This is a genomic window from Puniceibacterium antarcticum (genome assembly GCF_002760615.1).
Lineage (GTDB): Bacteria > Pseudomonadota > Alphaproteobacteria > Rhodobacterales > Rhodobacteraceae > Puniceibacterium > Puniceibacterium antarcticum.
Window position 1 is genome coordinate 1 of sequence record NZ_AWWI01000036.1, and the last position, 20,831, is coordinate 20,831.

Annotated in this window: 18 protein-coding genes, 6 pseudogenes and 2 riboswitches; of the genes and pseudogenes, 16 read left to right on the top strand and 8 right to left on the bottom strand. The window is 62.2% G+C overall.

Annotated elements, in window-relative coordinates; genetic code table 11:
- Window positions 1-502: 502 nt before the first annotated feature.
- Together P775_RS27900 and P775_RS28415 are read right to left on the bottom strand one after the other, a co-directional pair.
- Window positions 503-676 (bottom strand): annotated as a pseudogene (locus P775_RS27900) (IS5/IS1182 family transposase); the annotation flags it as partial.
- Between the two features lie 3 nt (window positions 677-679).
- A pseudogene (locus P775_RS28415) lies at window positions 680-979 on the bottom strand (hypothetical protein); the annotation flags it as partial.
- A gap of 444 nt (window positions 980-1,423) precedes the next feature.
- Here P775_RS28415 and P775_RS03920 point away from each other — a divergent pair.
- On the top strand, window positions 1,424-2,101 hold the full coding sequence (locus tag P775_RS03920; RefSeq protein ID WP_099909738.1) for a thioesterase II family protein: 678 nt from the start codon (window positions 1,424-1,426) through the stop codon (window positions 2,099-2,101).
- Window positions 2,102-2,432: 331 nt separating this feature from the next.
- Here the strand turns inward: P775_RS03920 and P775_RS03930 are convergent, their stop codons facing one another.
- Together P775_RS03930 and P775_RS03935 are read right to left on the bottom strand one after the other, a co-directional pair.
- The gene (locus P775_RS03930) at window positions 2,433-2,879 is read right to left on the bottom strand and encodes a LysR substrate-binding domain-containing protein (RefSeq protein ID WP_180287311.1); all 447 of its coding nucleotides are present in this window, start codon (window positions 2,877-2,879) and stop codon (window positions 2,433-2,435) included.
- A gap of 35 nt (window positions 2,880-2,914) precedes the next feature.
- Window positions 2,915-3,213 (bottom strand): annotated as a pseudogene (locus tag P775_RS03935) (transposase); the annotation flags it as partial.
- 227 nt (window positions 3,214-3,440) lie between these two features.
- Between P775_RS03935 and P775_RS03940 the strand changes: the two are divergent.
- From P775_RS03940 to P775_RS28780, 3 genes and pseudogenes are all read left to right on the top strand, one after another.
- On the top strand, window positions 3,441-3,653 hold the full coding sequence (locus P775_RS03940) for a hypothetical protein (protein ID WP_143520795.1): 213 nt from the start codon (window positions 3,441-3,443) through the stop codon (window positions 3,651-3,653).
- A gap of 103 nt (window positions 3,654-3,756) precedes the next feature.
- Window positions 3,757-4,324: pseudogene (locus P775_RS29710) on the top strand (DDE-type integrase/transposase/recombinase); the annotation flags it as partial.
- Window positions 4,325-4,505: 181 nt separating this feature from the next.
- Window positions 4,506-4,884 (top strand): annotated as a pseudogene (locus P775_RS28780) (transposase); the annotation flags it as partial.
- 275 nt (window positions 4,885-5,159) lie between these two features.
- Here P775_RS28780 and P775_RS29715 read toward each other — a convergent pair.
- From P775_RS29715 to cobO, 3 genes and pseudogenes are all read right to left on the bottom strand, one after another.
- Window positions 5,160-5,564 carry a transposase gene (locus tag P775_RS29715; RefSeq protein WP_425439879.1) on the bottom strand — a complete coding sequence of 135 codons (405 nt, stop codon included), beginning with the start codon at window positions 5,562-5,564 and terminating at the stop codon, window positions 5,160-5,162.
- Window positions 5,560-6,014, bottom strand: a pseudogene (locus P775_RS29720) (transposase); the annotation flags it as partial. The pseudogene P775_RS29720 and the gene P775_RS29715, both read right to left, overlap by 5 nt.
- A gap of 539 nt (window positions 6,015-6,553) precedes the next feature.
- The gene (cobO, locus tag P775_RS03955) at window positions 6,554-7,165 is read right to left on the bottom strand and encodes a cob(I)yrinic acid a,c-diamide adenosyltransferase (RefSeq protein ID WP_099909743.1); all 612 of its coding nucleotides are present in this window, start codon (window positions 7,163-7,165) and stop codon (window positions 6,554-6,556) included.
- Between the two features lie 39 nt (window positions 7,166-7,204).
- Window positions 7,205-7,412: riboswitch (cobalamin riboswitch) on the top strand.
- A 93-nt stretch (window positions 7,413-7,505) separates the two neighbouring features.
- Between cobO and P775_RS03960 the strand changes: the two genes are divergently transcribed.
- From P775_RS03960 to cobJ, 7 genes are read left to right on the top strand one after another with little or no spacing between them, the layout of a single operon-like run.
- Window positions 7,506-7,901, top strand: coding sequence for a DUF1636 family protein (locus P775_RS03960; RefSeq protein ID WP_180287312.1), 396 nt, complete (start codon window positions 7,506-7,508; stop codon window positions 7,899-7,901).
- Window positions 7,894-8,952, top strand: coding sequence for a cobalamin biosynthesis protein CobW (gene cobW, locus P775_RS03965; RefSeq protein ID WP_099909744.1), 1,059 nt, complete (start codon window positions 7,894-7,896; stop codon window positions 8,950-8,952). Before P775_RS03960 ends, cobW begins: the two co-directional genes overlap by 8 nt.
- Window positions 8,953-8,958: 6 nt before the next feature.
- A complete protein-coding gene (gene cobN / locus P775_RS03970; RefSeq protein WP_099909745.1) occupies window positions 8,959-12,252 on the top strand; it encodes a cobaltochelatase subunit CobN in 3,294 nt (1,097 codons plus the stop codon).
- Window positions 12,249-13,382, top strand: a complete 1,134-nt coding sequence (locus P775_RS03975; protein WP_245875557.1) for a cobalamin biosynthesis protein CobG — start codon at window positions 12,249-12,251, stop codon at window positions 13,380-13,382. Before cobN ends, P775_RS03975 begins: the two co-directional genes overlap by 4 nt.
- The gene (locus P775_RS03980; RefSeq protein ID WP_099909747.1) at window positions 13,379-14,008 is read left to right on the top strand and encodes a precorrin-8X methylmutase; all 630 of its coding nucleotides are present in this window, start codon (window positions 13,379-13,381) and stop codon (window positions 14,006-14,008) included. Before P775_RS03975 ends, P775_RS03980 begins: the two co-directional genes overlap by 4 nt.
- Window positions 14,005-14,745 carry a precorrin-2 C(20)-methyltransferase gene (gene cobI / locus P775_RS03985; protein ID WP_099909748.1) on the top strand — a complete coding sequence of 247 codons (741 nt, stop codon included), beginning with the start codon at window positions 14,005-14,007 and terminating at the stop codon, window positions 14,743-14,745. Before P775_RS03980 ends, cobI begins: the two co-directional genes overlap by 4 nt.
- A complete protein-coding gene (cobJ, locus tag P775_RS03990) occupies window positions 14,742-15,494 on the top strand; it encodes a precorrin-3B C(17)-methyltransferase (RefSeq protein ID WP_099909749.1) in 753 nt (250 codons plus the stop codon). Before cobI ends, cobJ begins: the two co-directional genes overlap by 4 nt.
- Here cobJ and P775_RS03995 read toward each other — a convergent pair.
- Window positions 15,467-16,222, bottom strand: a complete 756-nt coding sequence (locus tag P775_RS03995) for a cobalt-precorrin-6A reductase (RefSeq protein ID WP_099909750.1) — start codon at window positions 16,220-16,222, stop codon at window positions 15,467-15,469. The genes cobJ and P775_RS03995 overlap by 28 nt on opposite strands.
- On the opposite strand from P775_RS03995, the gene cbiE reads away from it, so the two are divergent.
- Genes cbiE through cobA form a run of 5 tightly spaced genes read left to right on the top strand, consistent with a single transcriptional unit; the run spans window position 16,221 to window position 20,601 of the window.
- A complete protein-coding gene (gene cbiE, locus P775_RS04000) occupies window positions 16,221-17,420 on the top strand; it encodes a precorrin-6y C5,15-methyltransferase (decarboxylating) subunit CbiE (RefSeq protein ID WP_099909751.1) in 1,200 nt (399 codons plus the stop codon). The two genes, P775_RS03995 and cbiE, sit on opposite strands and share 2 nt — an antisense overlap.
- Window positions 17,417-17,785, top strand: a complete 369-nt coding sequence (locus P775_RS04005) for a cobalamin biosynthesis protein (protein WP_099909752.1) — start codon at window positions 17,417-17,419, stop codon at window positions 17,783-17,785. The genes cbiE and P775_RS04005 overlap by 4 nt, the downstream gene beginning before the upstream one ends.
- Window positions 17,782-18,576: a precorrin-4 C(11)-methyltransferase gene (gene cobM, locus P775_RS04010; RefSeq protein WP_099909753.1), complete on the top strand. Its 795-nt coding sequence runs from the start codon at window positions 17,782-17,784 to the stop codon at window positions 18,574-18,576. Before P775_RS04005 ends, cobM begins: the two co-directional genes overlap by 4 nt.
- On the top strand, window positions 18,569-19,885 hold the full coding sequence (locus P775_RS04015; RefSeq protein ID WP_099909754.1) for a cobyrinic acid a,c-diamide synthase CobB: 1,317 nt from the start codon (window positions 18,569-18,571) through the stop codon (window positions 19,883-19,885). Before cobM ends, P775_RS04015 begins: the two co-directional genes overlap by 8 nt.
- Window positions 19,882-20,601: a uroporphyrinogen-III C-methyltransferase gene (gene cobA, locus P775_RS04020; protein WP_099909755.1), complete on the top strand. Its 720-nt coding sequence runs from the start codon at window positions 19,882-19,884 to the stop codon at window positions 20,599-20,601. Before P775_RS04015 ends, cobA begins: the two co-directional genes overlap by 4 nt.
- Before the next feature lie 30 nt (window positions 20,602-20,631).
- A riboswitch (cobalamin riboswitch) is annotated at window positions 20,632-20,812 on the top strand.
- The last annotated feature ends 19 nt before the right edge of the window (window positions 20,813-20,831 follow it).

Consider the following 20,831-nt stretch of genomic DNA (forward strand, 5'->3'; position numbering starts at 1 on the left):
CGTTCAGCCCCACCGGCCAAGCTGGTTGTCGGCACCGGCCATGGTGGTTGTCGCTCATCACTGGTGCGGGTGGCGCTGGCGAAGCTCCCTCTCACACATCCAAACACGTGTTGCCGGGCAACGGATGGCGCGCATCGTCTGGGCCCTGATGGCCCGGGGAAGCGTCTACCAGTCTCCGGTCGTGGCAGCAGAAACCGACCATTGGTCGCGAGGACCTCAGAGCGAAAGAGGGCAAGGAGACGTTTGGTGCAACGGTCGTGAGACGGGATCAGAGGAAACAGCCTGCAACAAAGTGCCCCCGAGTGCGCGGCGTTGATTTGGAGCCTGATCCGCCAACACAATACCGGCCCGCGACATCTGTGAGGGCGCATCATGAGGCGGGACATATGTCAGTACCCGACAATGCGTCAGAAAATGCTTCAAAATCCCTCTTGCGCTTGAGGCGGTTACCTATGTTGCGGAACTCAGGCTTGAGGCATGATTACCCCCTTCCCAACTGATGTCACGCCACGCGAGCGATCTCGGCGGTGCCGAGGGCGAAGAAGCGGTTCATGAGGGCGATGCGGATGTGTATTTCTGAGGCCTGGCGGTCCGGGTCCTTGGTGGCGATGCGCTCGCCAAAGGCTTTAAGGCAGCGCATCTTCGCCTCGATTCGGCTGCTAGCGTGGTATCCCGTTCAGCGCTTCACGAAGGGATTGACGTAGGCTGGCGGAACAAGCCGCACTTCATGACTCAGCTTGCTTATCTCGCGACCCCAGAAATGCGTGCCGCCACAGGCTTCCATCGCAACGACGCAGAACGGCAGCAGTCCGAAAAGCTCAAGGACTTGATCCCGTTTCAGTTTCTTGCGCAGCACCGCCGGGCCCGAGGGGTCGGCCCCAAGCGCCTGGGACACAACCTTCGCATGGTCGAGCCCGACCTTAATAATCTCCGATACGACCTTTCTCCTTTGTGGATTGTCGCTGACCCACCTTCGCACATTGATGCCGTCGGGGGCCGGTCACAACATCAATGCCGCATCCATGGCATCAACAAAGCCCACTGCCGATACGCCACTCTCCGATAAACATTATAAGGCTGGAGTGGTTTTTGGCGACGACCAATGTGAATCCTAATGCAAGCCGGACGGCCTGATGTCTGTTTGCGTAAAAGCTGAACACCAAGACTGGCATCGACGGCTGAGCCTTTCGGAACGGGCATCAACCAAGACCGAAAGCTTGCCTCATCAGCGGTCAATGCCACCGCTTCCACCAATCTGTTCCATTGATTGGAAAGTGCGTTGACTGTGATATCCTCTGAATTGGATTGTTACGAAACGGATGACCGCAAAGTGACGATGACGACGGGACAGATCATCGAATGTGCGACATGACTGGGAAATGGCTGCAGCGGATATCGAAACCTGGAGCGCGCACTCGGCTATATGTGTTTCCCTACGCGGGCGGCAATGCGGCGGCTTTTCCTGCCATGGTCGGTGCCGATCGGTACAGATGTTGAACTGTCGTTGGTTCAACTGCCCGGACGCGGCCAGCGTATGGGAGAGGATCTTCCGACTGATCTGGAGGAGACAGCCTTAGCCATTGCCGCAGAAATCTATGCCGAAGCCACAGAGGATTTCGTCTTCTTTGGGCATTCCATGGGGGCTGTGCTGGCGCTTGAGGTTGTGCGTGTCGCAACGCTCAGGCAGATCCAGGTGCCGCGCCTGATTGTCGTCTCCGGCAGCAACTGGCCTGGGCGGCATGTACATGAGCCACTGCATGAACTTCGCGACACCCAACTGATCGACCGATTGCGTGAGATGGGGGGCACACCGCGAGAAGTGCTTGAAAACACGGAATTGATGCAGCTGGTGTTGCCTATACTGCGTGCAGATTTCGCTATGTTGTATCGCTATCGCTACCGTGCAGAAGCTGCCGTCAAATCAGCGCTGCATGTCTTTGCAGGCCGCAACGACAGGCACGTAAATACCGCACATCTTGCGGATTGGATGCAGGAAACACAGGCGCCAGGCAATCTGCACTTGTTCGATGGCGGGCATTTCTTTGTCCATGGTCAGGAAACCGCAATCCTGAACAAGCTTCGGGAATTGATGGCATTATAGTGGAACGTCGCAGACAGTCCGTACGATATTTCCGCCTACACTGTTTGGAAACTGCCGAAGATTTCCGAAAAGACGGGCTTTCGCGGAGCCTTGATTCGACCCACTGCAGGTTCCGGTAGCGGACATCTGGCAAAATGGTGGCTGGCTCAACTGACAAGCTCCCTGGCTTTGAGCTTGTTTATTTCATGGAACACCACGTCGGAAAAAGCCTGTCGGATCCGCCGGAGTGGGCGATCTTGCGGGGTGAATTGTGCGATTTCCCAGGTGACTGGGGCAATCAGACGGTGCGCGCAGGCCTTCATGGGATCAACCAATTACAATGACTCCGGATTCACGGGTGCAACGCCGAGGCCGCTTTCAACCAGTTTGAAAACTCCATGCAAAGTGCGCAACTCAGTGACATGTCGCGCTGCACGTTGATTGTGTCCATCCTGTTGTGGATCAGGTGGCGCAACGGGCTTCCTTCGGCCAGATTGACGAACCGTTCCGTGCGCAGCTGGGGTAGGGAAATATCGCCATAATCACCCATAGGGTGGCCCCTTCGCAGGATGCCGCGGGTCTCGCAATGGGTCAATGGCAGGGTGGAGTCAAAATTGGCCTCGGGATTCAGAGTGATGCCAAAATCCATGTTACAGCGCCGCGCGCTGATCATATGCAGCATTTCAGCCATGCAGACATCAATGATCTTGAATGAAACATCTTGGTTAGTTTCGCGAAACTGGCTGAGCGCATCCAGCAAAAAAATATCGCATAAAATTGGCTGAGCCGTGATTGTCAAATGCCTGACCCACCGTTGCATCGGCGTCGTCAGGGCTTTCCCAAGAGATCCTTCAGAACAACGTTGTCCAGCATGACATCTGCCACCAGGCGCTTCAGCTTCGCGTTTTCGTCCTCGAGCTGATTCAGCCGCTTGGCATCGGACAGGTCAATCCAGCCATACTTGGCTTTCAGTTTGTAGAACGTAGCAGGCCTCAGGCCGTGCTTGCGGCACAGCTCCGCCGTCGGCAAACCGTTCGGCGCTACAAACGATCCTTGATCGTTTGCTTAACGCTTGAACCCTGCTCTTTGATCATCCCGATAATCTGCGCTTCGGTGAAACGGCTTTTCCTCATCTCGTCTGCTCCTTCAGGTTGGGCAGACTCTACATCAGACTAAGGGAGCTTCCGGGGGGCAGGTCACCCTGAATTCAAGGCGAATGAGGCGCTGAAAGGTGAGGCGACCGTCTCGGAACTGGCGAGCCGGTTCGGCGTGCATCCAGCGATAATCAATCAATGGAAAATTGCGTTGCTCAATGGCGCGTCGGGTGTTTTGGAGCGCGGAAGTCGAAAGGTACCGGTTATTGATGAAGACCAAGTCAGGGACCGCCAGCTCTTTTTTTGGAAAGAATGCTGATGCCTTGGGGCGTGAAGTGAGGCGCGGCATGATCGAACCCGAACATCCGGAGCTCTCGACCGGTCAGCGGTGCGCGCTGCTGTCGATCCCGCGATCGTCGTTCAACTACATTCCGCAGAGAGAAACGGAGCAGAACTTCGCGCTGATGCGGTTGATTTAGGTGCAGTTATTGAAGATGCTCTTCTTTGGCGTTCGTCCCCCTCTCATGCATCGCTGCGCAATACACTGCCGGACAGTGGATGACCTGGCACCTGGGCAACGAGGGCCATGCGGCGAACGAGAAGCACATCCGTCGGCTCATGCGCCTGATGCCGATTTATCAGAAGCCCAACACCAGCGAGCCGACGAAAGGGCACAAGACCTATCCCTATCTGCTGCGAGCGCTGCGTGTGGACCGGCCAAACCAGGTCTGGTACATCGACATAACCTACCTGCCCCCTCTCGGCAGATTTGCTTTGCAAATCGCCTGCCGGTCAACGGATGCGTCGAGGGTTCCTCTATCTGGTGGCGATCATGGACTGGCACATCCGAATGGTTCTGTCGTCGAGGATATCAAACACGCTGGACGCCGACTTCTGCGTCGAAGCGCTGAGCGAAGCAATCTATCGGTTCGCCCCCCCGGACAGCACAAACGACGATCAGGGGTTCCCGTCCACATCCTTCGCTTGCACAGACTACCTGCGTCGCTCGGGCGCCCCAATCTCCCCCTTTCATGCATTTAAACATTCACTGCCGGGGAAGTGGATGGACGGTAAGGGCCGCTATCTGGACAACATCTTCATCAAGCGGTTATGGTGGACGCTGAAATACGAGTGCGTCTATCTGCATGCCTAGAAGGCCGGACCTCAGGCCCGCGTCGTCGTTCGAAAACCGATGGAGTTCTACAACCACCGCCGCCCGCTTAAAACCCTTGGCGGGCCGACGAACGGAGGTGGTTTACTCACTGCAACCCGAAGTCACGCAACCCGATCAGCAAGAGCAAAGAAGAGCTTAAAAAGCGGCAGATCCTGTCCAGAAATTGGGGAGCACCTCAGCGGATGGCGGATACGACACGCGCAGATACGATAATGAGTGCCATCGCTGAACGCGGTGCGGCTGCAGCATTCCGCCACGCCGAAATGCCCAGCCATGGAAGCCAACCACCGTCAGTGCCGTCGCCAGGACCGATGCGTTGCGCTCATCAAAATATCTGGGTCGGGTACTATGGCGGAACTGGAGCGGATACCACCGCGGGAGCCGCGTCGAGACAAAGGTGCATTCCGTGAATGCTGCTGGCTCAGTGCCTGATGGCACGCGACTTTGACCGACAGGTCGCGGAGGTTCAGGCGCGCATCGCCGTCCAGAACGGCTACACCGCCCTTGGCATTCCCGTCATGAAAGCCGTGGGATAAATCCATCTGGGGAAAGGGGAGCCCCGTCCGTCAGCTGATTTACGCATGTATGGATGTGCCGGTTGGTGCAATTAGTTTTTGAACGGCTCGAGCGTGTGATCGGGTGCGGTCATGTATCAGGCGTTTCTCTGCGGCGCTGACATGACCGCTGGCCGGGATGGCGATGCGCGGATCAGAAGCATATCAACAAACCGAGCTCGTTGGCTTCAGCGCAAATGCTGCTTTCTCTGACCCGGATATGATCGATCCTTTGCCCTTACTGCTCAATGACCTCCTCATACCCCCGACGTGCCAAGACGGATTGGCAAACGCTGCGCGCTTAGACCATTTCCGCCACGGGATTCAGGTAGTCCTCTTGTTTCGTTATCATTGCCCAGAGGCCACGCGCCATCCATTGCCCGGCTACACATGCCTGCATGTGTGAGAGGGATGTTTGCCAGCGCAATCGCAGCGACCATGCACGGCTTTCGGGTCACCAGGCGCTTCACCCAGCCATTTTTCGGCGTATCGAACCGCTCAACCGCCTGAAGGACGGCCATGGCGCCGGACACCAGAAGCGTGCGAATATCGCGCTGGCCCATCTTCGATGTCTTCCCAAGCCGTGCTTTCCCGCTCGTTGAGTGCTGTTTCGGCACGAGGCCGCGCCTCGCGCCAAAAGGCGTGCTTTCAGCACGACGCATTGATCATCTGGGTGCGCTGGCCAAGGAGCATCTGACGTGTGCGAAACAGCATGGCGCGGGCCTGCTGATCTTCCGTCTTCACGGCGACAAAGCGCCCTCTCAGCGATGCTTGCATCGCCTGCCGGATAATACATGGTCGGACGCAACGCCGCCTCAATGATCGCCTCAGCATAAGCCATGTCGTTTTTCTGCCGCTTGATGAACTGCTTTACGTAGGACGGCGGAATTAGCCGCACGTCGTGGCCCCAGTGCCTCAAACGCACGGCCCCAGCCATGCGCCGTTGCAGACGCCTCCATAACGATCAGACATTTGGGCTGCTGTGCCACGAACGCGAGCAATTGCCCTCGTGACAGCTTTTTACGAAACGCAACCGAACCGTGTTTGTGGGCACAGTGCAACTGGAAAACGCGCTTTGCCAGGTCGACACCGATAATAGTAACTTCGGACATGGATGCTCCTTGCTTCTGTGATGGCTTCAACACTTATCATAGTGGCTCATTGCCATGCCGTCGGGAGGGAGCATCCAAGCCATCAACAGAGCCTAAAAAAACTTAGAAGCTCTGAGGCAAACACTGCGGCAGCTTGTCGACACGCTCGCGAATTTCTCGGCAACCGATCTGATTTGGATCAGTTCCGTCCTGAGCAATGATGCCCAACGTGCCGCAGTTTCGAACATCGCGTGGCACATGAGCAAAATGGCGCTGTAAAAGTGATTCATCGGTTAGAGTTATAGGGTCGACGCGACCCTTAGTCGCTTACGCCGCGCATTTGGTATGGAGTGCGGAACGCGCTATCTTTTGTCGTCGGCAGCGAACTCCCAATCGGCAGCGTAACCTGAAAAGATTTCCTCCATACCCTTGATTTGGGGGGAAACCCCATGGCCTTCAGACCGATAAGGAGATGAAGATCTCATCGTGAAACAGAGCATTTCACCGGCGCTGATGGGATGGTTCTGCGCCGCGCCCGCACAGAAAGCTAAAGAAGCCACTCAGAGTTCAATTCCCTTCTGCGCCATGATCCCATCGCGGAAAGGGTGCTTGACGAGGCTCATTTCGGTCACAAGATCGGCCGCTTCGATCAGTTCGGGCTTGGCGTTCCGGCCGGTCAGGCAGACATGGGTCATAGCGGGTTTCTGATGCAAGAGGAACTCTACGACCTCGTCAATATCAAGGTAGTCATAGCGCAGGGCGATGTTGATTTCATCCAGCAGAACGAACTGGATTTCAGGATCAAGGATCTGTTCCTGTGCGATCTTCCAGCCGTTTTGTGCGGCGGCGATATCGCGTTCGCGGTCCTGCGTTTCCCAGGTGAATCCTTCGCCCGACACGAAGAACCGGCATTCCTTGGCAAAGCGCTCGCGCAGGAACATCTTTTCCCCGGTTTCCCAGTTGCCCTTGATGAACTGAACAACGGCGCAGGGCATTCCATGGGCGATGCAGCGCATGATCATGCCGAACCCGGACGACGACTTGCCCTTGCCCGCGCCCGTATGGACCATGATCAGACCTTTCTCGTCGGTCTTGGTGGCCATCATCTTATCGCGCACCATTTTGATTTTGCGCATTTTTTCCGCGTGGCGGACATTCAGATCATCGGACAAGCGGTTTTTCCTTCATCTTGACAAGCCCTTTGCATTCGGCGCAACTGCAGCTGTGTTGGTGCCTGCGTAGCAGGTGAAAAGGGAATGTGCAGCCGCGATTTTTTGCGATCAAGCACAGCCGCCCCCGCGACCGTGAACGGAAAGGCTGTTCAACGCCACTGGCATTTGCTGGGAAGGCAGAGCAACCAAAGGGCCAAAGGGCCTGAAATCCGCAAGCCGGGAGACCTGCCATCACATGACGACGAAACCGGACGGGGTGTTCCGGTGTCGGGGTGACTCTGGATTTCGGGGACTCCTCGCCACCATTGCGCGCGTTCCATGAGAAATGGGGCCGAAGACCATGAATGATCAGGCTGAGTCAGTGCAGCATCCAACCGAATTGCTGGTCTGCGTCAAATGCCGACGCGGACAAGAGATGGCCGAGGGCGACCGCCGCCCGGGTCAGGCGCTGTACGACGCCCTTGAGGGGCTGGAGCGGCCCGTGGGGCTGCGCGTGACGCCGGTGGACTGTCTGCAGAACTGCGATCACGGCTGCACCATCGCCCTGCGGGGCGGGGCGCGCTGGACCTATGTGTTCGCCAATGTCGATGAGGTTGGCGACCCCGCAATGATCCTTGACGGGGCGCTGCGCTATCACGCGACCGGCGACGGGCTGATCCCCTGGCGCCAGCGCCCCGAACATTTCAAGCGCAACTGTGTTGCCCGCATTCCCCCGCTGGAGGCCTCTGATGTCTGATCTTGCAAAACTTCCCGTCACCGTGATCACCGGTTTTCTTGGTTCTGGCAAGACGACGCTGGTGCGCCAGCTGATGCAGAACCCCGGCGGGCGGCGTCTTGCCGTGATCGTCAACGAATTCGGGGATGTTGGCGTGGATGGAGAGATCCTCAAAGGCTGTGCGATCCCCGAATGCCCGGCCGAGAATATCATGGAGCTGTCCAACGGCTGCATCTGCTGCACCGTAGCCGATGACTTCATTCCGACGATTGAGGCGCTGATGGCGCTGAATCCGCGCCCCGACCATATCCTGATCGAGACCTCTGGCCTGGCCCTGCCGAAACCGCTGTTGAAGGCGTTTGACTGGCCGGATATCCGCTCCAGGATCACCGTCGATGGCGTGATTGCGCTGGCCGATGCCGAGGCGGTTGCCGCGGGCCGGTTCGCGCCCAATGTCGCGGCGGTGGATGCGCAGCGTCTTGCAGATGACAGCATTGATCACGAAACGCCCCTGTCCGAGGTGTTCGAGGATCAGATCGCCTGCGCCGACATCATCCTGCTGACCAAGCCCGACCTTGCCGGTCCCGAGGGTGTGGCCAAGGCCCGCGCGATCATCGCCGCTGAATCCCCGCGCCCCATTCCGGTGATCGAGGTGACCGAGGGCGTCGTTGACCCGCGAATTATTCTGGGTCTTGAAGCCGCCGCCGAAGATGACATGGAGGCCCGCCCGTCACATCACGACGGTGCAGACGATCACGAACATGACGACTTTGACAGCATCGTGGTGGACATCCCCGAACTGAGTGATCCCGCCGATCTGGTTCACGCGATCGAAGGGCTGGCGCGGGATCACAACATCCTGCGCATCAAGGGCTATGCCGTGGTGACGGGCAAACCGATGCGCCTGCTGGTGCAGGCGGTGGGTGCGCGGGTGCGGCATCAGTTCGACCGTGCCTGGAAACCCGACGAGGCCCGCATCGGGCGTCTGGTGGTGATTGCCGAGCATGATGACATCGATGCAGGCATCATCCGCACGGCATTGGGCGCGGCGCAAGCGCAGGCCGCCGAGTAAGCGCTGATGCACGTCATTTTCCGCGAAAGCCACGGGCTGGAAGAGAGCGAAACACCGATGGATCCGGGGCAGAGCGCCGCGGACCTTGTGGTGTTGTCGCTGTCGGATTCCGACCTTGGGGCCTTTGCGGAAGGCTGGCATCGCGGTGGCGGGCCCGAGGGGCGGCTGCCGTCGCTGCGGCTGGCCAATATCGTTGCGCTGAAACATCCGCTGTCGGTGGATACCTATGTGGATCAGACGCTTGCGGGGGCAAAGGGCATTCTGATCCGGCTGATCGGCAGCGTGCCCTATTGGCCCTATGGCCTTCAGCAGATCCGGGTGCTGGCCCTGCAAAAGGGTATTGCGCTGGCGGTACTGCCTGCGGACGGGCGGGTGGATACGCGGCTTGATGATCTTTCGACCGTGCCAAAATCCACCCTGCGGCGGTTGGCGCATCTGTGTGATACCGGCGGCGTTGTGGCGGCGCAGGCGGCGCTTGCGCAGATGGCGCTGGCTGCGGGGCTTTACGGCGGGCCGGTGATCGGCTCGAAATCCCTGCCGCAGGTCGGAGCCTGGACGCCCGAGGACGGCGTTTGCTGTCCTTTGCTTGCGCTTGGTGCTGCGCCTGCCGGTAAGCCCAGGATCGTGGTCGTGTTCTACCGCTCTTATATGGTCGCCGCCGATCTGGCCCCGATCACGGCCCTGTTTTCAGCCTTTCGGGACAGGGGCTTTGACGTGCTCGCGCTGTTTGCCCCGTCGCTGAAGGCCCCGGATGCGGCAGGCTGGCTGCGCCGTCAGGTAGCGCAACTGGCCCCCGCCGCCGTGGTCAATGCGACGGCGTTTTCGGGCAAGGGCGAGGACGGCGCCTCGCCTCTTGATGCTGGCAATGTGCCCGTGTTTCAGGTGGCGCTGGCCACCTCCACGCGCAAGGCCTGGGCCGGGGCCGAACGCGGGTTGTCGCCTGCGGACCTTGCCATGCATGTGGTGCTGCCCGAGGTTGATGGCCGTATCATGGGCGGTGTCGCCAGTTTCAAGGAACCGGGGCGGCGCGATCCGCATCTGGAATATTCCCGCTTTGCCCACCGGGCCGAGGCGGGGCGGATCTGCGCAATTGCTGACCGTGTGCAAGGCTGGACGCGACTGGCGGCAAAACCTGTGGATCAGCGGCAGGTGGCGCTGGTGCTGTCGACCTACCCGGGCAAGGACTGGAACATGGGTCATGCCGTGGGTCTGGATGCGCTGCAATCGGCCGAGGCGATTTTGTCTGATCTGGCGGGCGCGGGGTATGACATCGGGGCAGGGCAGGGTGATCTGGTGGCGGGTCTCAAGGCGCGTAACATGCGATGGCCGTTGGAAGCGTACGAGGCGGCCTTGCTTGAGCTGCCCGAGGCTTTGCGCGAGACATTGGCAGACGCTTGGGGTGGGCCCAAGGACGATCCGGACTTTCGTGACGGTGCCGTTCATTTCTCGGCGATCCAGTGCGGCAAGGTGCTGATCGCACTGCAGCCGGAACGCGCCGCGACCAAGGGACGTGAGGACAGTTACCATGATCTGTCCCGCACCCCGCGCCATGCCTATGTGGCTTTCTACCTTTGGCTGCAAAGCCGTGCCGATGCGCTGGTGCATATCGGCGCTCATGGCACGCTGGAATGGCTGCCGGGCAAATCCGTTGCCCTGTCTGACACCTGCTGGCCCGAGGTGCTGACCGGGGCCTTGCCGGTGATTTATCCCTTTATCGTCAATGACCCGGGCGAAGCGGCGCAGGCCAAGCGGCGCATCGGGGCCGTGACGCTGGGCCACATCCCGCCTCCGCTGCGCGACAGCGGCACGCCCGAACGGCTTGCCCGGCTGGAGGCGCTGCTGGATGAGTTTTCCAATGCTGACGGCCTGGATCCGCGCCGCCGCGACCGCCTGCAGATCGATATACGCGCCGAGGCGCAGGCGCTGGGGGTCGAGCATGATCTGGGCCTGGATACCGCCGGATGCAGTGCCGAGGCAATCATGCGCATCGACCGCTTTGTTTGTGACATCAAGGAAAGCCAGTTCGGCGAGGGGCTGCATGTCTGGGGCCGCGCACCCCGCGGCGCGGCGCCCTTTGCCACCACGCAGTCTGTCGCGTCAGAGCGGCAGGCGCTGCTGGATGCGCTCGCCGGGCGGCGGATTGCGGCGGGACCGTCCGGTTCACCCTATCGCGGGCGGCGCGATGTGTTGCCGACGGGGCGCAACCTGTTCACAACCGATCCGCGCGCAGTGCCGACCCGGGCCGCCTATGCGCAGGGGATCCGGCTGGCGGATGAGCTGGTGCGCCGCCATCTGCAGGACGAGGGCGACTGGCCGCGTGGTCTGATCGTCGACCTCTGGGGGTCGGCCACGATGCGCACGGCGGGCGAGGAATTTGCCATGGCGCTGCACCTGCTGGGCGTGCGGCCCATCTGGGATGCCGGGTCCGAGCGTGTCTCGGGGATCGAGGTGCTGCCGCTTGCCGAAATGGACCGCCCGCGGATTGACGTCACCCTGCGGGTGTCGGGGCTCTTTCGCGATGTGTTCCCAACCCTCTCGGCGCTGTTCGCGCAGGCGGTGCGGGTGCTGGCGGCACGGGATGAGGCATCGGACTGGAACCCTTACGCCGGGCGCCACGATCTGGCGCGGGTCTATGGCCCTGCCCCGGGGCAGTTCGGTCTGGGCATGGGTGTCGAGGACTACAGCGCCGAGGGGCGCGAAAAGGCCGGATTGGCCTGGCTGAAGGCCAGCTCCTGGGCGCTGGACGGTGAGTTGGCGCAAAAGGACACGTCGGGCATTCGCGCCCGCGTTGCAGCGGCAGACAGTTTTGTGCATCCGCAGGACCTGCCAGAAACCGATCTGCTGCTGGCGGGGGAGTACGCACCCCATGAGGCGGGCTTTGCCGCCGCGCAGGCGGTGACGGGGGGGCGGGCCGCGCTTTATCATCTCGACAACACCGACCCCGCGCGGCCCCGTGCCCGGGGGCTGGCCGAAGAGATTGCCCGTGTCGTGCGCGCCCGTGCGGCACATCCCGGTTGGATCGCGGGTATGAAACATCACAGCTTTCGCGGGGCCGCTGAAATTGCCGCGACGCTGGAGCATATGGCAAGCTTTGCGCATCTGGCCGGGGTCGTGCCGCCGCATCTGTTCGATCTCTATCACGATGCGACATTGGGCGATCCTGAAACCGACGGGTTTCTGCGGGACGCGAACCCTGAGGCGCATCGCGCGATGCAGGCGCGCTTTGCCGCGCTGCTGGCTGCGGGGCTGTGGCAGACGCGGCGTAATTCGGTTCTGGCCGGTCTGGCGGCCGAAGCATGAGGGCGCCGCAGATCAAAGACTGGTGCCCGGGCGCGTACCGCCCGATGATGGCAGCGGATGGTTTGGTCATCCGCATCCGCCCGCGACTGGCGCGGCTGACGTCGGTGCAGGCGCTGGGGCTGTGCGATATTGCGGAAGGTTTCGGGCAGGGATTTCTGGATCTGACCAACCGCGCCAACCTGCAGCTGCGTGGTGTGGCTGAGGGGGATCATGGCGCTGTACTGCAGGCGCTGGGGGAACTGGATCTGCTCGATGCTGATCCTGCGCTTGAGGCCCGGCGCAACATTCTGGTCAGCCCGTTCTGGCGCGACGGAGATGTCACCCAACGTCTGACGCTGGGCCTGTTGGCGCATCTGGCTGATTTGCCGGATTTGCCCGCCAAGGTCGGTTTCGCCGTCGATTGCGGGCCGCAGCCTCTGCTGAATGGTGACAGCGCCGATCTGAGGGTCGAACAAAGCGCAACTGGTCTGATCCTGCGCGCTGACGGGATGCCCAAGGGGCGCGCTGTGACGGAAGCGACGGTTATCCCCTCGCTGATCGACATGGCGGAATGGCTTGCGGCGCATGTCACACCAAGCTGTCGTCGCATGGCGGCGGTTGCCGCGAAAACACCGCTGCCTTCGGACTGGTGTGCGGTATCGCCGCTGCCCAAAGCGGCTTTGCCGCAGGTTGGCCCCCATCTTGGCGGTGCGTTGGTCGGGGCCGCCTTTGGCCAGATCGAGGCAGCGGCGCTGGCGCAGGTGATCCTTGCACAGGATATTCCGGCGATCCGGGTCACACCCTGGCGCATGGTGTTGCTGGAAGGCGCACAGTTGCCGGTGCAGTCGCCCTTTGTCACAGACCCGGAAGATGCGCTGATGCGCGTCGATGCATGCCCGGGTGCGCCGTTCTGCCCGTCGTCCAGTGTCGAGACACGCGAGATCGCCCGCCGCCTTGCGCCGCAGATCAACGGCACGCTGCACGTGTCCGGCTGCGCCAAGGGCTGCGCGCGCAAGGGGCCCGCGGATGTCACGCTGGTCGGGCGGGACGGGTTCTTTGACCTCGTGCACAAGGGCACGCCCGCAGATGCAGCCGACCACAGCGGGCTGACACCCAAAGACCTTTTGTCCGGAGCGACCTTACCCCAATGAGCTATACCTACGAAACCAATGGTGCCGCGATCTATGCGCAATCCTTTGCGATGATCCGCGCCGAGGCCGATCTGGCGCGTTTCACGCCCGAGGAGGAACCGATTGCGGTGCGCATGATCCACGCCTCTGGGATGGTGGGGCTTGAACAGCATGTGCGGATGTCGCCGGAGTTTGCCACTGCGGCACGGGCTTCACTGGCCACTGGTGCGCCGATCCTTTGTGATGCCCGTATGGTCAGCGAGGGCGTGACACGCACTCGTCTGCCCGCCGACAATCAGGTGATCTGCACCCTGCATGACCCATCGGTGCTCGAGCGCGCGAAGCAGATGTCCAACACCCGCTCGGCTGCCGCGCTGGAGCTTTGGCGGCCGCATCTTGAGGGCGCGCTGGTGGCAATCGGCAATGCCCCGACGGCGCTGTTTCACCTTCTGAACATGCTGGAGGAACCTGATTGCCCGCGCCCCGCCGCGATCATCGGCTGTCCCGTGGGCTTTGTCGGCGCGCGCGAAAGCAAGGATGCGCTGTGGGCGGATCAGCCGGTGCCCTGCTGTATCGTCCAAGGGCGTCTGGGCGGCAGCGCGATCACCGTCGCCGCGATCAATGCCATCGCGAGCCGCGCGGAATGATGCACGTTAAAACCACAGGCACGATCCACGGCGTCGGGCTTGGCCCAGGAGATGTGGATCTGATGACCGTCCGTGCCCATCGCCTGATTTCTGCTGCGCAGCATGTTGCGTTTTTCCGCAAGGCGGGTCGCGCCGGGCGTGCGCGCAAGACGGTCGAGGGGATGCTGCCCGAGGGTGTCATCGAATTTCCGATGGAATATCCGGTGACGACCGAGATTCCGGTCGACGACCCTGACTATAACGCCGTGTTGTCCGAGTTTTACGCGACCTGCACCACCCACCTGCGCAGCCTTGCCGAGGGGGGCGACGATGTTGTCGTTCTTTGCGAGGGCGACCCGTTTTTCTACGGCTCGTTCATGCATCTTTACACCCGGCTCAAGGATATCGTGCCGGTGCAGGTCGTGCCCGCGATCACGGGCATGTCCGCCGCCTGGACCGCCTCTGGCCAACCCATCACCTGGGGGGATGATGTGCTGAGCGTGCTTATGGCGACTCTGCCCGAGGCTGATCTGGTGCGTCACATGGCGGCGGGCGATGCGCTGGTGGTTATGAAGATCGGGCGCAACATCGACAAGGTGCGTCGCGCCCTGCGCGCAACGGGCAAGTATGATGCGGCATGGCTGGTGGAATATGCCAGCATGGAGGGGCAGACAGTACAGAAACTGTCCGAGGCCGAGGGGCGGATCACGCCCTATTTCTCGATCGTGCTGGTGCATGGAAACGGCAGGCGGCCATGAGCGGATCGCTGATCATTGCCGGGCTTGGGCCGGGGGCGGACAACCTTGTGACACCGCAGGTGCAGGCAGCACTGGATCAGGCGGACGAGATCGTCGGCTATGGTCCCTATGTGGAGCGTGTGCCAGCGCGGGACGGGCTGACCCTGCACCCAAGCGACAACCGGGTCGAGATTGACCGCGCCCGCCATGCACTGGAAATGGCCGCCGATGGGCGCCGGGTCGTTGTGGTGTCCTCGGGTGATCCGGGCGTCTTTGCCATGGCTGCGGCGGTGTTCGAGGCGGTCGAGGCTGGGCCGCGCGCATGGCGCGATCTTGAGATCGCGGTGCTGCCGGGCATCACCGCGATGCTGGCTGCGGCCGCGCGGGTCGGCGCGCCGCTGGGCCATGACTTCTGCGCCATCAACCTCAGCGACAATCTGAAACCCTGGGCACTGATCGAAAAGCGTCTGCGCCTTGCTGCTGAGGCCGATTTTGCCATGGCCTTTTACAACCCGAGGTCCAAGGCGCGCCCTGCAGGGTTTGCCCGAGTGCTTGAGGTGCTGAACGAGGCCTGCCGGGATCAACGCCCGGTGATCTTTGCCCGCGCGGTGTCAACGCCCGAAGAGTCGATCCGCATCGTGCCGCTCCCCGAGGCGCGCCCTGAAATGGCAGATATGCGCACGATGGTTCTGGTGGGGACCTCCGCCACGCGGCTGATTGAGCGCAACGGGCTGCCGTTCGTCTATACGCCCAGGTCGGTGCCTGCGTGAGACAGCCAGTTCATCACCTCGGGTATCGAATAAGCCTCTGCTCGCGCAGGTATGGCCGGACGGTTGATCATGATCACGGGCAGACCGAGTGCGCGCGCGGCGGTGATCTTGGCCGCAGCTCCGGTGCCGCCGGCGTTCTTGGAGACGATGAGGTTGATCGCATGACTGCGCATGAGGGCAAGATCGTTTTCAACCGTGAAAGGGCCGCGATCCTGCACGATGACATGATCGCCAAAGGGCAGGGCGCTGTCCGGCTGGTCGATCAGCCGCAACAGATAGAAATGCTGCGGATTGGGCGCGAATTCGTCCAGATGCATGCGCCCAACGGCAAGCATCACACGGGTTGGGGGCCGGTCCAGCGCGGCGACAGCCCCGTTGATGTCGGGCACATGGGTCCAGGTGTCGCCCAGTTGTGCCTGCCAAGGCGCACGGGTCAGCGCGATCAGCGGCACGGCGATTTCTGCACAGGCCTCAACGGCGTTCCGGCTCATCTGCGCGGCAAAGGGGTGGGTGGCATCAATGATATGGGTGATCCTATGCCTGCGCAAGTACTGGACCAGCCCCGCCACCCCGCCAAATCCGCCAATGCGCTGCGGCAGGGGCTGGCGGATGGGCCGTTCCACCCGACCCGCGAAAGAGATTGTACCGGGAATGGCCGCCTCGCTCAGGGCGCGGCAAAGCGCGGTCGCCTCGGTTGTGCCGCCAAGCACAAGAAGGTTGGGGATCATGTCTGACGCTCCATGGCTGACACTTCTGGGAATAGGCGAAGATGCGCCGGATGGGCTGTCGGCTGCAAGCTTGTCTGCGCTTGCAGCGGCGGAAATCGTCATGGGGCCGCCCAGACATCTGGGCTTGCTGCCTGACGTAAATGCAGAACGCATCGTCTGGCCGGTGCCCTTTGCGGATGGGATCGCGCGGGTGCTGGCACTGCGGGGGCGGCGGGTTGTGGTGCTCGCCTCGGGCGATCCGTTCTGGTTTGGCGCGGGCAGCAGCATCGCGCGGCATCTTGAGGCGGGCGAATGGACAGCCCTGCCCGGCCCGTCGACCTTTTCTCTGGTGGCGGCGCGGATGGGTTGGCCGGTGGAACGCACAGAGTGCTTTGGCCTGCATGCGGCGCCGATGGACAGGTTGCGGCCCGTGCTGGCACGGGGCGTGCGGATGATTGTTTTGCTGCGTGACGGGGCGGCTGTGCAGGACCTTGGCGCCTATCTGGCGGCGGCAGGTTTTGGCGGCTCGCGTCTGAGCGTGTTCGAGGCGGTCGGCGGCCCGCGGGAGCAGAGGACAGATGTTTGCGCGTCTGAGCTGCCGGGCAGGGCGTTTGCCCATCCGGTCTGTGCCGCCGTAGAGGTCCTAGGCAAAGGGGCCGCCCTATCCCTTGCCAGTGGGCGCGCCGATGACTGGTTTGACAGCGACGGTCAGATGACCAAACGGCCCATGCGGGCGCTCACGCTGTCTGCGCTGGCGCCGCGCCCGTTTGAACATCTGTGGGATATCGGCGGCGGATCGGGGTCTATCGGGATTGAATGGCTTTTGTCGCATCCCAGTGTGACAGCGACGGCCATCGAGCCGCGCGCGGATCGTGCCGGTCGGATCAAACATAATGCAGCGCGGTTGGGTGTGGATCGGCTTGAGGTGATTGAGGGCCCTGCGCCGCAGGCTTTGCCGGGGCTGAAACGGCCAGATGTTGTCTTTGTTGGCGGCGGGCTGACGGCGGAGTTGCTGGGCTGGCTGGTAAAGCATCTGTCTGCAGACACCCGTATCGTTGCCAATGCCGTGACGCTGGAGAGCGAGGCGCTGCTCAGTGCTGCGCAACAGCGTCTTGGCGGCGATCTGCTGCGCATCGAGCTGGCTCATTCGGCGCCCTTGGGGGCGAAACGTGGCTGGAAATCCAGCTATCCGGTGGTGCAGTGGAGCGTGACGCTATGATTGTCGCGGGCTTTGGATTTCGTGCAGCGGCGGGGGTGGACAGCCTGCGCGCGGCGCTGATGCTGGCCTGTGGTGGCAGACAGCCGGACCTGTTCGCAACAGCATTGGGCAAAGAGACAAACACAGGATTGCAGGCTCTGGCGGCTGAATTCGGCGTTATGATCCACGCGATCCCACCCGAGCAGTTGTGCCGCCAAGCCACGCCGACCCATTCAAGAGCGTCCGAAGACCGCTATGGCACGGGCAGCGTGGCCGAAGCTGCGGCGCTGGCAGCGGCAGGCCCCGGCGCCCTGCTGATCGGGATGCGGCACGTATCACAGGATCGCATGGCCACCTGCGCCCTTGCAGAAGGACAGACAACATGACCATTCACTTTATCGGCGCAGGCCCCGGCGCGCCGGATTTGCTGACACTGCGGGGGCGGGATCTGATCGCAGCTTGCCCCGTATGCCTTTATGCAGGCTCGCTCGTGCCCGAGGAAATCCTTGGGCATTGCCCGCCCGATGCGCGCATCATGAACACCGCGTCAATGGATTTGGATTCGATCATCGCAGAGATGCAGCGCGCCCATGCGGCGGGTCAGGATGTGGCGCGGCTGCATTCCGGCGACTTGTCGGTCTGGTCTGCCATGGGGGAACAGTTACGTCGTTTGCGCGCCCTTGGCATTCCCGTCAGCGTGACACCGGGTGTGCCGTCCTTTGCTGCCGCCGCCGCGTCGTTGGGGGCAGAGCTGACGCTGCCGGGGCTGGCGCAATCCGTGGTTCTGACCCGCACACCGGGGCGGGCTTCGTCGATGCCAGAGGGTGAGACGCTGGCGAATTTCGCCGCGACAGGTGCGACGCTGGCCATACATCTGTCAATCCAAAACCTGATGCATGTCACCGACAGCCTGACCCCGTCTTATGGCGGCGACTGCCCGGTGGCCGTCGTGTACCGCGCCAGCTGGCCGGATGAGCGGATCATTCGCGGCACGCTGGCGGATATTGCCGGACGTGTGGATGAAGGTATCACGCGCACGGCGCTGATCCTTGTGGGCCCGGCGCTGGGGGGGGAGGGCTTTACGGAAAGCTGCCTGTATTCCGCCGATTACGACCGCCGTTACCGCCCGCAGACCGCGGACAGCCCCTGGGCAAGCTGGAGCCACGGCGATGACTGACTCCCCGGGACTTATGATTTCCGCACCCTCCTCGGGTACGGGCAAGACCACCGTGATGCTGGGCCTGTTGCGCGCATTGGCTGACGACGGGCTGCGAGTGCAAGCGTTCAAATCCGGGCCGGATTACATTGACCCGGCGTTTCACCGCGCGGCGAGCGCTCGTGCATCCTTCAACCTTGATACCTGGGCCATGGGGGATGGATTACTGAACGCCATCGCGGCGCAGGCGGCAGGGGCCGAGATCTGTATCGCCGAGGGGTCGATGGGCCTGTACGACGGGGTGGCGACACGCGGGCAAAGCGGTTTCGGCTCCAGCGCGGAAACCGCTCTGCGGATGGGCTGGCCGGTGGTTCTGGTGGTCGATGTCAGCGGGCAGGCACAATCGGCGGCGGCGGTGGCGCTGGGGTTCAAGATGTATAACCCGGAGCTGCTCTTTGCCGGGGTGATCCTGAACCGCGTGGCCTCGCCCCGGCACGAACGACTGGCGCGGCTGGGGATGGAACAGGCGGGGCTGACCGTGCTGGGTGCCTTGCCCCGGCGCGGGGATCTGACTCTGCCCGAACGGCATCTGGGCCTGATCCAAGCGGTCGAACATCCCGATCTTGAGGCAGCGATTGTGGGCTATGCGGACTTCCTGCGTGCGCATGTGGATCTGGACGCGATCAAGGCAGAGGCGCGTGGTAATGGGCCGGGGCCGGGGGGCGCACTGCCCCAGCCCCCGGCGCAACGGATCGCACTGGCGCAGGATGCGGCATTTTCCTTTGCCTATCCGCATCTGGTCGAAGGCTGGCATGCGGCGGGTGCCGAGGTGCTGCCATTTTCGCCGCTGGCGGATGAGGCTCCGGCTAAGGACGCCGATCTAGTCTGGCTGCCCGGGGGATACCCAGAACTTTATGCCGGGCGGTTGGCGGGGGCGCAGACTTTTGCAGATGGTCTGCGCAGCCATGCGCAGACGCGGCCCGTGCACGGGGAATGTGGTGGATACATGGCGCTTGGGACGGCGCTGATCGACAAGGACGGCACCCGCCACCCAATGGTTGGCCTGCTGGGGCTGGTCACGAGCTATGAAAAACGCAAGCTGCACCTAGGCTATCGTCAGGCACAGTTGCAGACCACTATGCCGGGGTATGCGCCGGGCAGGCGTCTGCGCGGGCATGAGTTTCACTATTCCACCATCCTTGAACAGCCTGATGCCCCGCTGGCCACCGTTGCGGATGCTGACGGCAACCCGGTGGCTGAAACCGGGTCCTGTCGCGGGCAGGTGACGGGAACCTTCTTTCACCTGATCACGGCGGAAGAGGCAGCATGACCGGCTTTGTCAGCTTTGTTGGCTCTGGCCCCGGGGACCCCGAGCTTTTGACGCTCAAGGCGGTGGACCGCCTGAAGCGGGCTGATGCGGTGTTGTTCGACGATCTGTCCGCAGGTCCCATTCTTGGACACGCGCGTCCCGGGGCGGACTTGGTCGGGGTTGGCAAACGCGCCGGACGCGCCTCGCCGCGCCAGCATCATGTGAGTCGCCTGCTGGTGGAGTACGCCCGGATCGACCAGCGGGTCGTGCGGCTGAAATCCGGCGATGGTGGTCTGTTTGGCCGACTGGAAGAAGAGCTGATCGCACTGCGCGAGGCGGGTATCCCTTACGAGATCATTCCCGGCGTTCCCTCGGCGTTTGCGGCCGCTGCGGCGGCAGGCATTCCGCTTACCCGGAGGCTGACCGCGCGGCGGGTGCAGTTCGTGACCGGCCATGACATCAGCGGCCAACTGCCCGAGGATATGAACCTTCCGGCACTGGCTGATCCCATGGCCACAACAGTGGTTTTCATGGGAAAACGCACCTTTCCCAAGCTTTATGAGGTGCTGCACGCACATGGTCTTCCCGCTGACACCGCCGCGCTGCTGGCCGAGGATGTCAGCGGCCCGGCGCAGCGCCTGACCCGGACAAGCGTGTCGGGGCTGGCCGAAATGCTGAGCCGCGAGATCAGTGATGCGCCCGCCCTGATCCTCTACGGACCACTGGCGATGGAGTGAGCGTTTTGTCTTTGCTGCATGGGGCGAACTGCCCTAGTGTCACTCCACGGCGTCACGTGAGTGACTTAAAAGGGAACCGGGTGAAATCCCCGGACTGCCCCCGCAACTGTAAGCGGCGAGCGCAACGGAAATGCCACTGGCCTCTCGGCTGGGAAGGTCCCGCGCGCAGCGACCCGCAAGTCAGGAGACCTGCCGTACCACCGCAGGGCGCAAGCCCTGGAATCATCCAT

Excerpts from the sequence above, each read along its gene's own strand:
- P775_RS04005 (WP_099909752.1), top strand. The coding sequence starts at position 17,417 with ATGATTGTCGCGGGCTTTGGATTTCGTGCAGCGGCGGGGGTGGACAGC.
- cobI (WP_099909748.1), top strand. The coding sequence starts at position 14,005 with ATGATGCACGTTAAAACCACAGGCACGATCCACGGCGTCGGGCTTGGC.
- P775_RS03975 (WP_245875557.1), top strand. The coding sequence starts at position 12,249 with ATGAGGGCGCCGCAGATCAAAGACTGGTGCCCGGGCGCGTACCGCCCG.
- P775_RS03995 (WP_099909750.1), bottom strand. The coding sequence starts at position 16,222 with ATGATCCCCAACCTTCTTGTGCTTGGCGGCACAACCGAGGCGACCGCG.
- cobW (WP_099909744.1), top strand. The coding sequence starts at position 7,894 with ATGTCTGATCTTGCAAAACTTCCCGTCACCGTGATCACCGGTTTTCTT.
- cobA (WP_099909755.1), top strand. The coding sequence starts at position 19,882 with ATGACCGGCTTTGTCAGCTTTGTTGGCTCTGGCCCCGGGGACCCCGAG.
- cobM (WP_099909753.1), top strand. The coding sequence starts at position 17,782 with ATGACCATTCACTTTATCGGCGCAGGCCCCGGCGCGCCGGATTTGCTG.
- cbiE (WP_099909751.1), top strand. The coding sequence starts at position 16,221 with ATGTCTGACGCTCCATGGCTGACACTTCTGGGAATAGGCGAAGATGCG.
- cobN (WP_099909745.1), top strand. The coding sequence starts at position 8,959 with ATGCACGTCATTTTCCGCGAAAGCCACGGGCTGGAAGAGAGCGAAACA.
- P775_RS03980 (WP_099909747.1), top strand. The coding sequence starts at position 13,379 with ATGAGCTATACCTACGAAACCAATGGTGCCGCGATCTATGCGCAATCC.
- P775_RS04015 (WP_099909754.1), top strand. The coding sequence starts at position 18,569 with ATGACTGACTCCCCGGGACTTATGATTTCCGCACCCTCCTCGGGTACG.
- P775_RS03920 (WP_099909738.1), top strand. The coding sequence starts at position 1,424 with ATGTGTTTCCCTACGCGGGCGGCAATGCGGCGGCTTTTCCTGCCATGG.
- P775_RS03960 (WP_180287312.1), top strand. The coding sequence starts at position 7,506 with ATGAATGATCAGGCTGAGTCAGTGCAGCATCCAACCGAATTGCTGGTC.
- cobJ (WP_099909749.1), top strand. The coding sequence starts at position 14,742 with ATGAGCGGATCGCTGATCATTGCCGGGCTTGGGCCGGGGGCGGACAAC.
- P775_RS29715 (WP_425439879.1), bottom strand. The coding sequence starts at position 5,564 with ATGCGTCGTGCTGAAAGCACGCCTTTTGGCGCGAGGCGCGGCCTCGTG.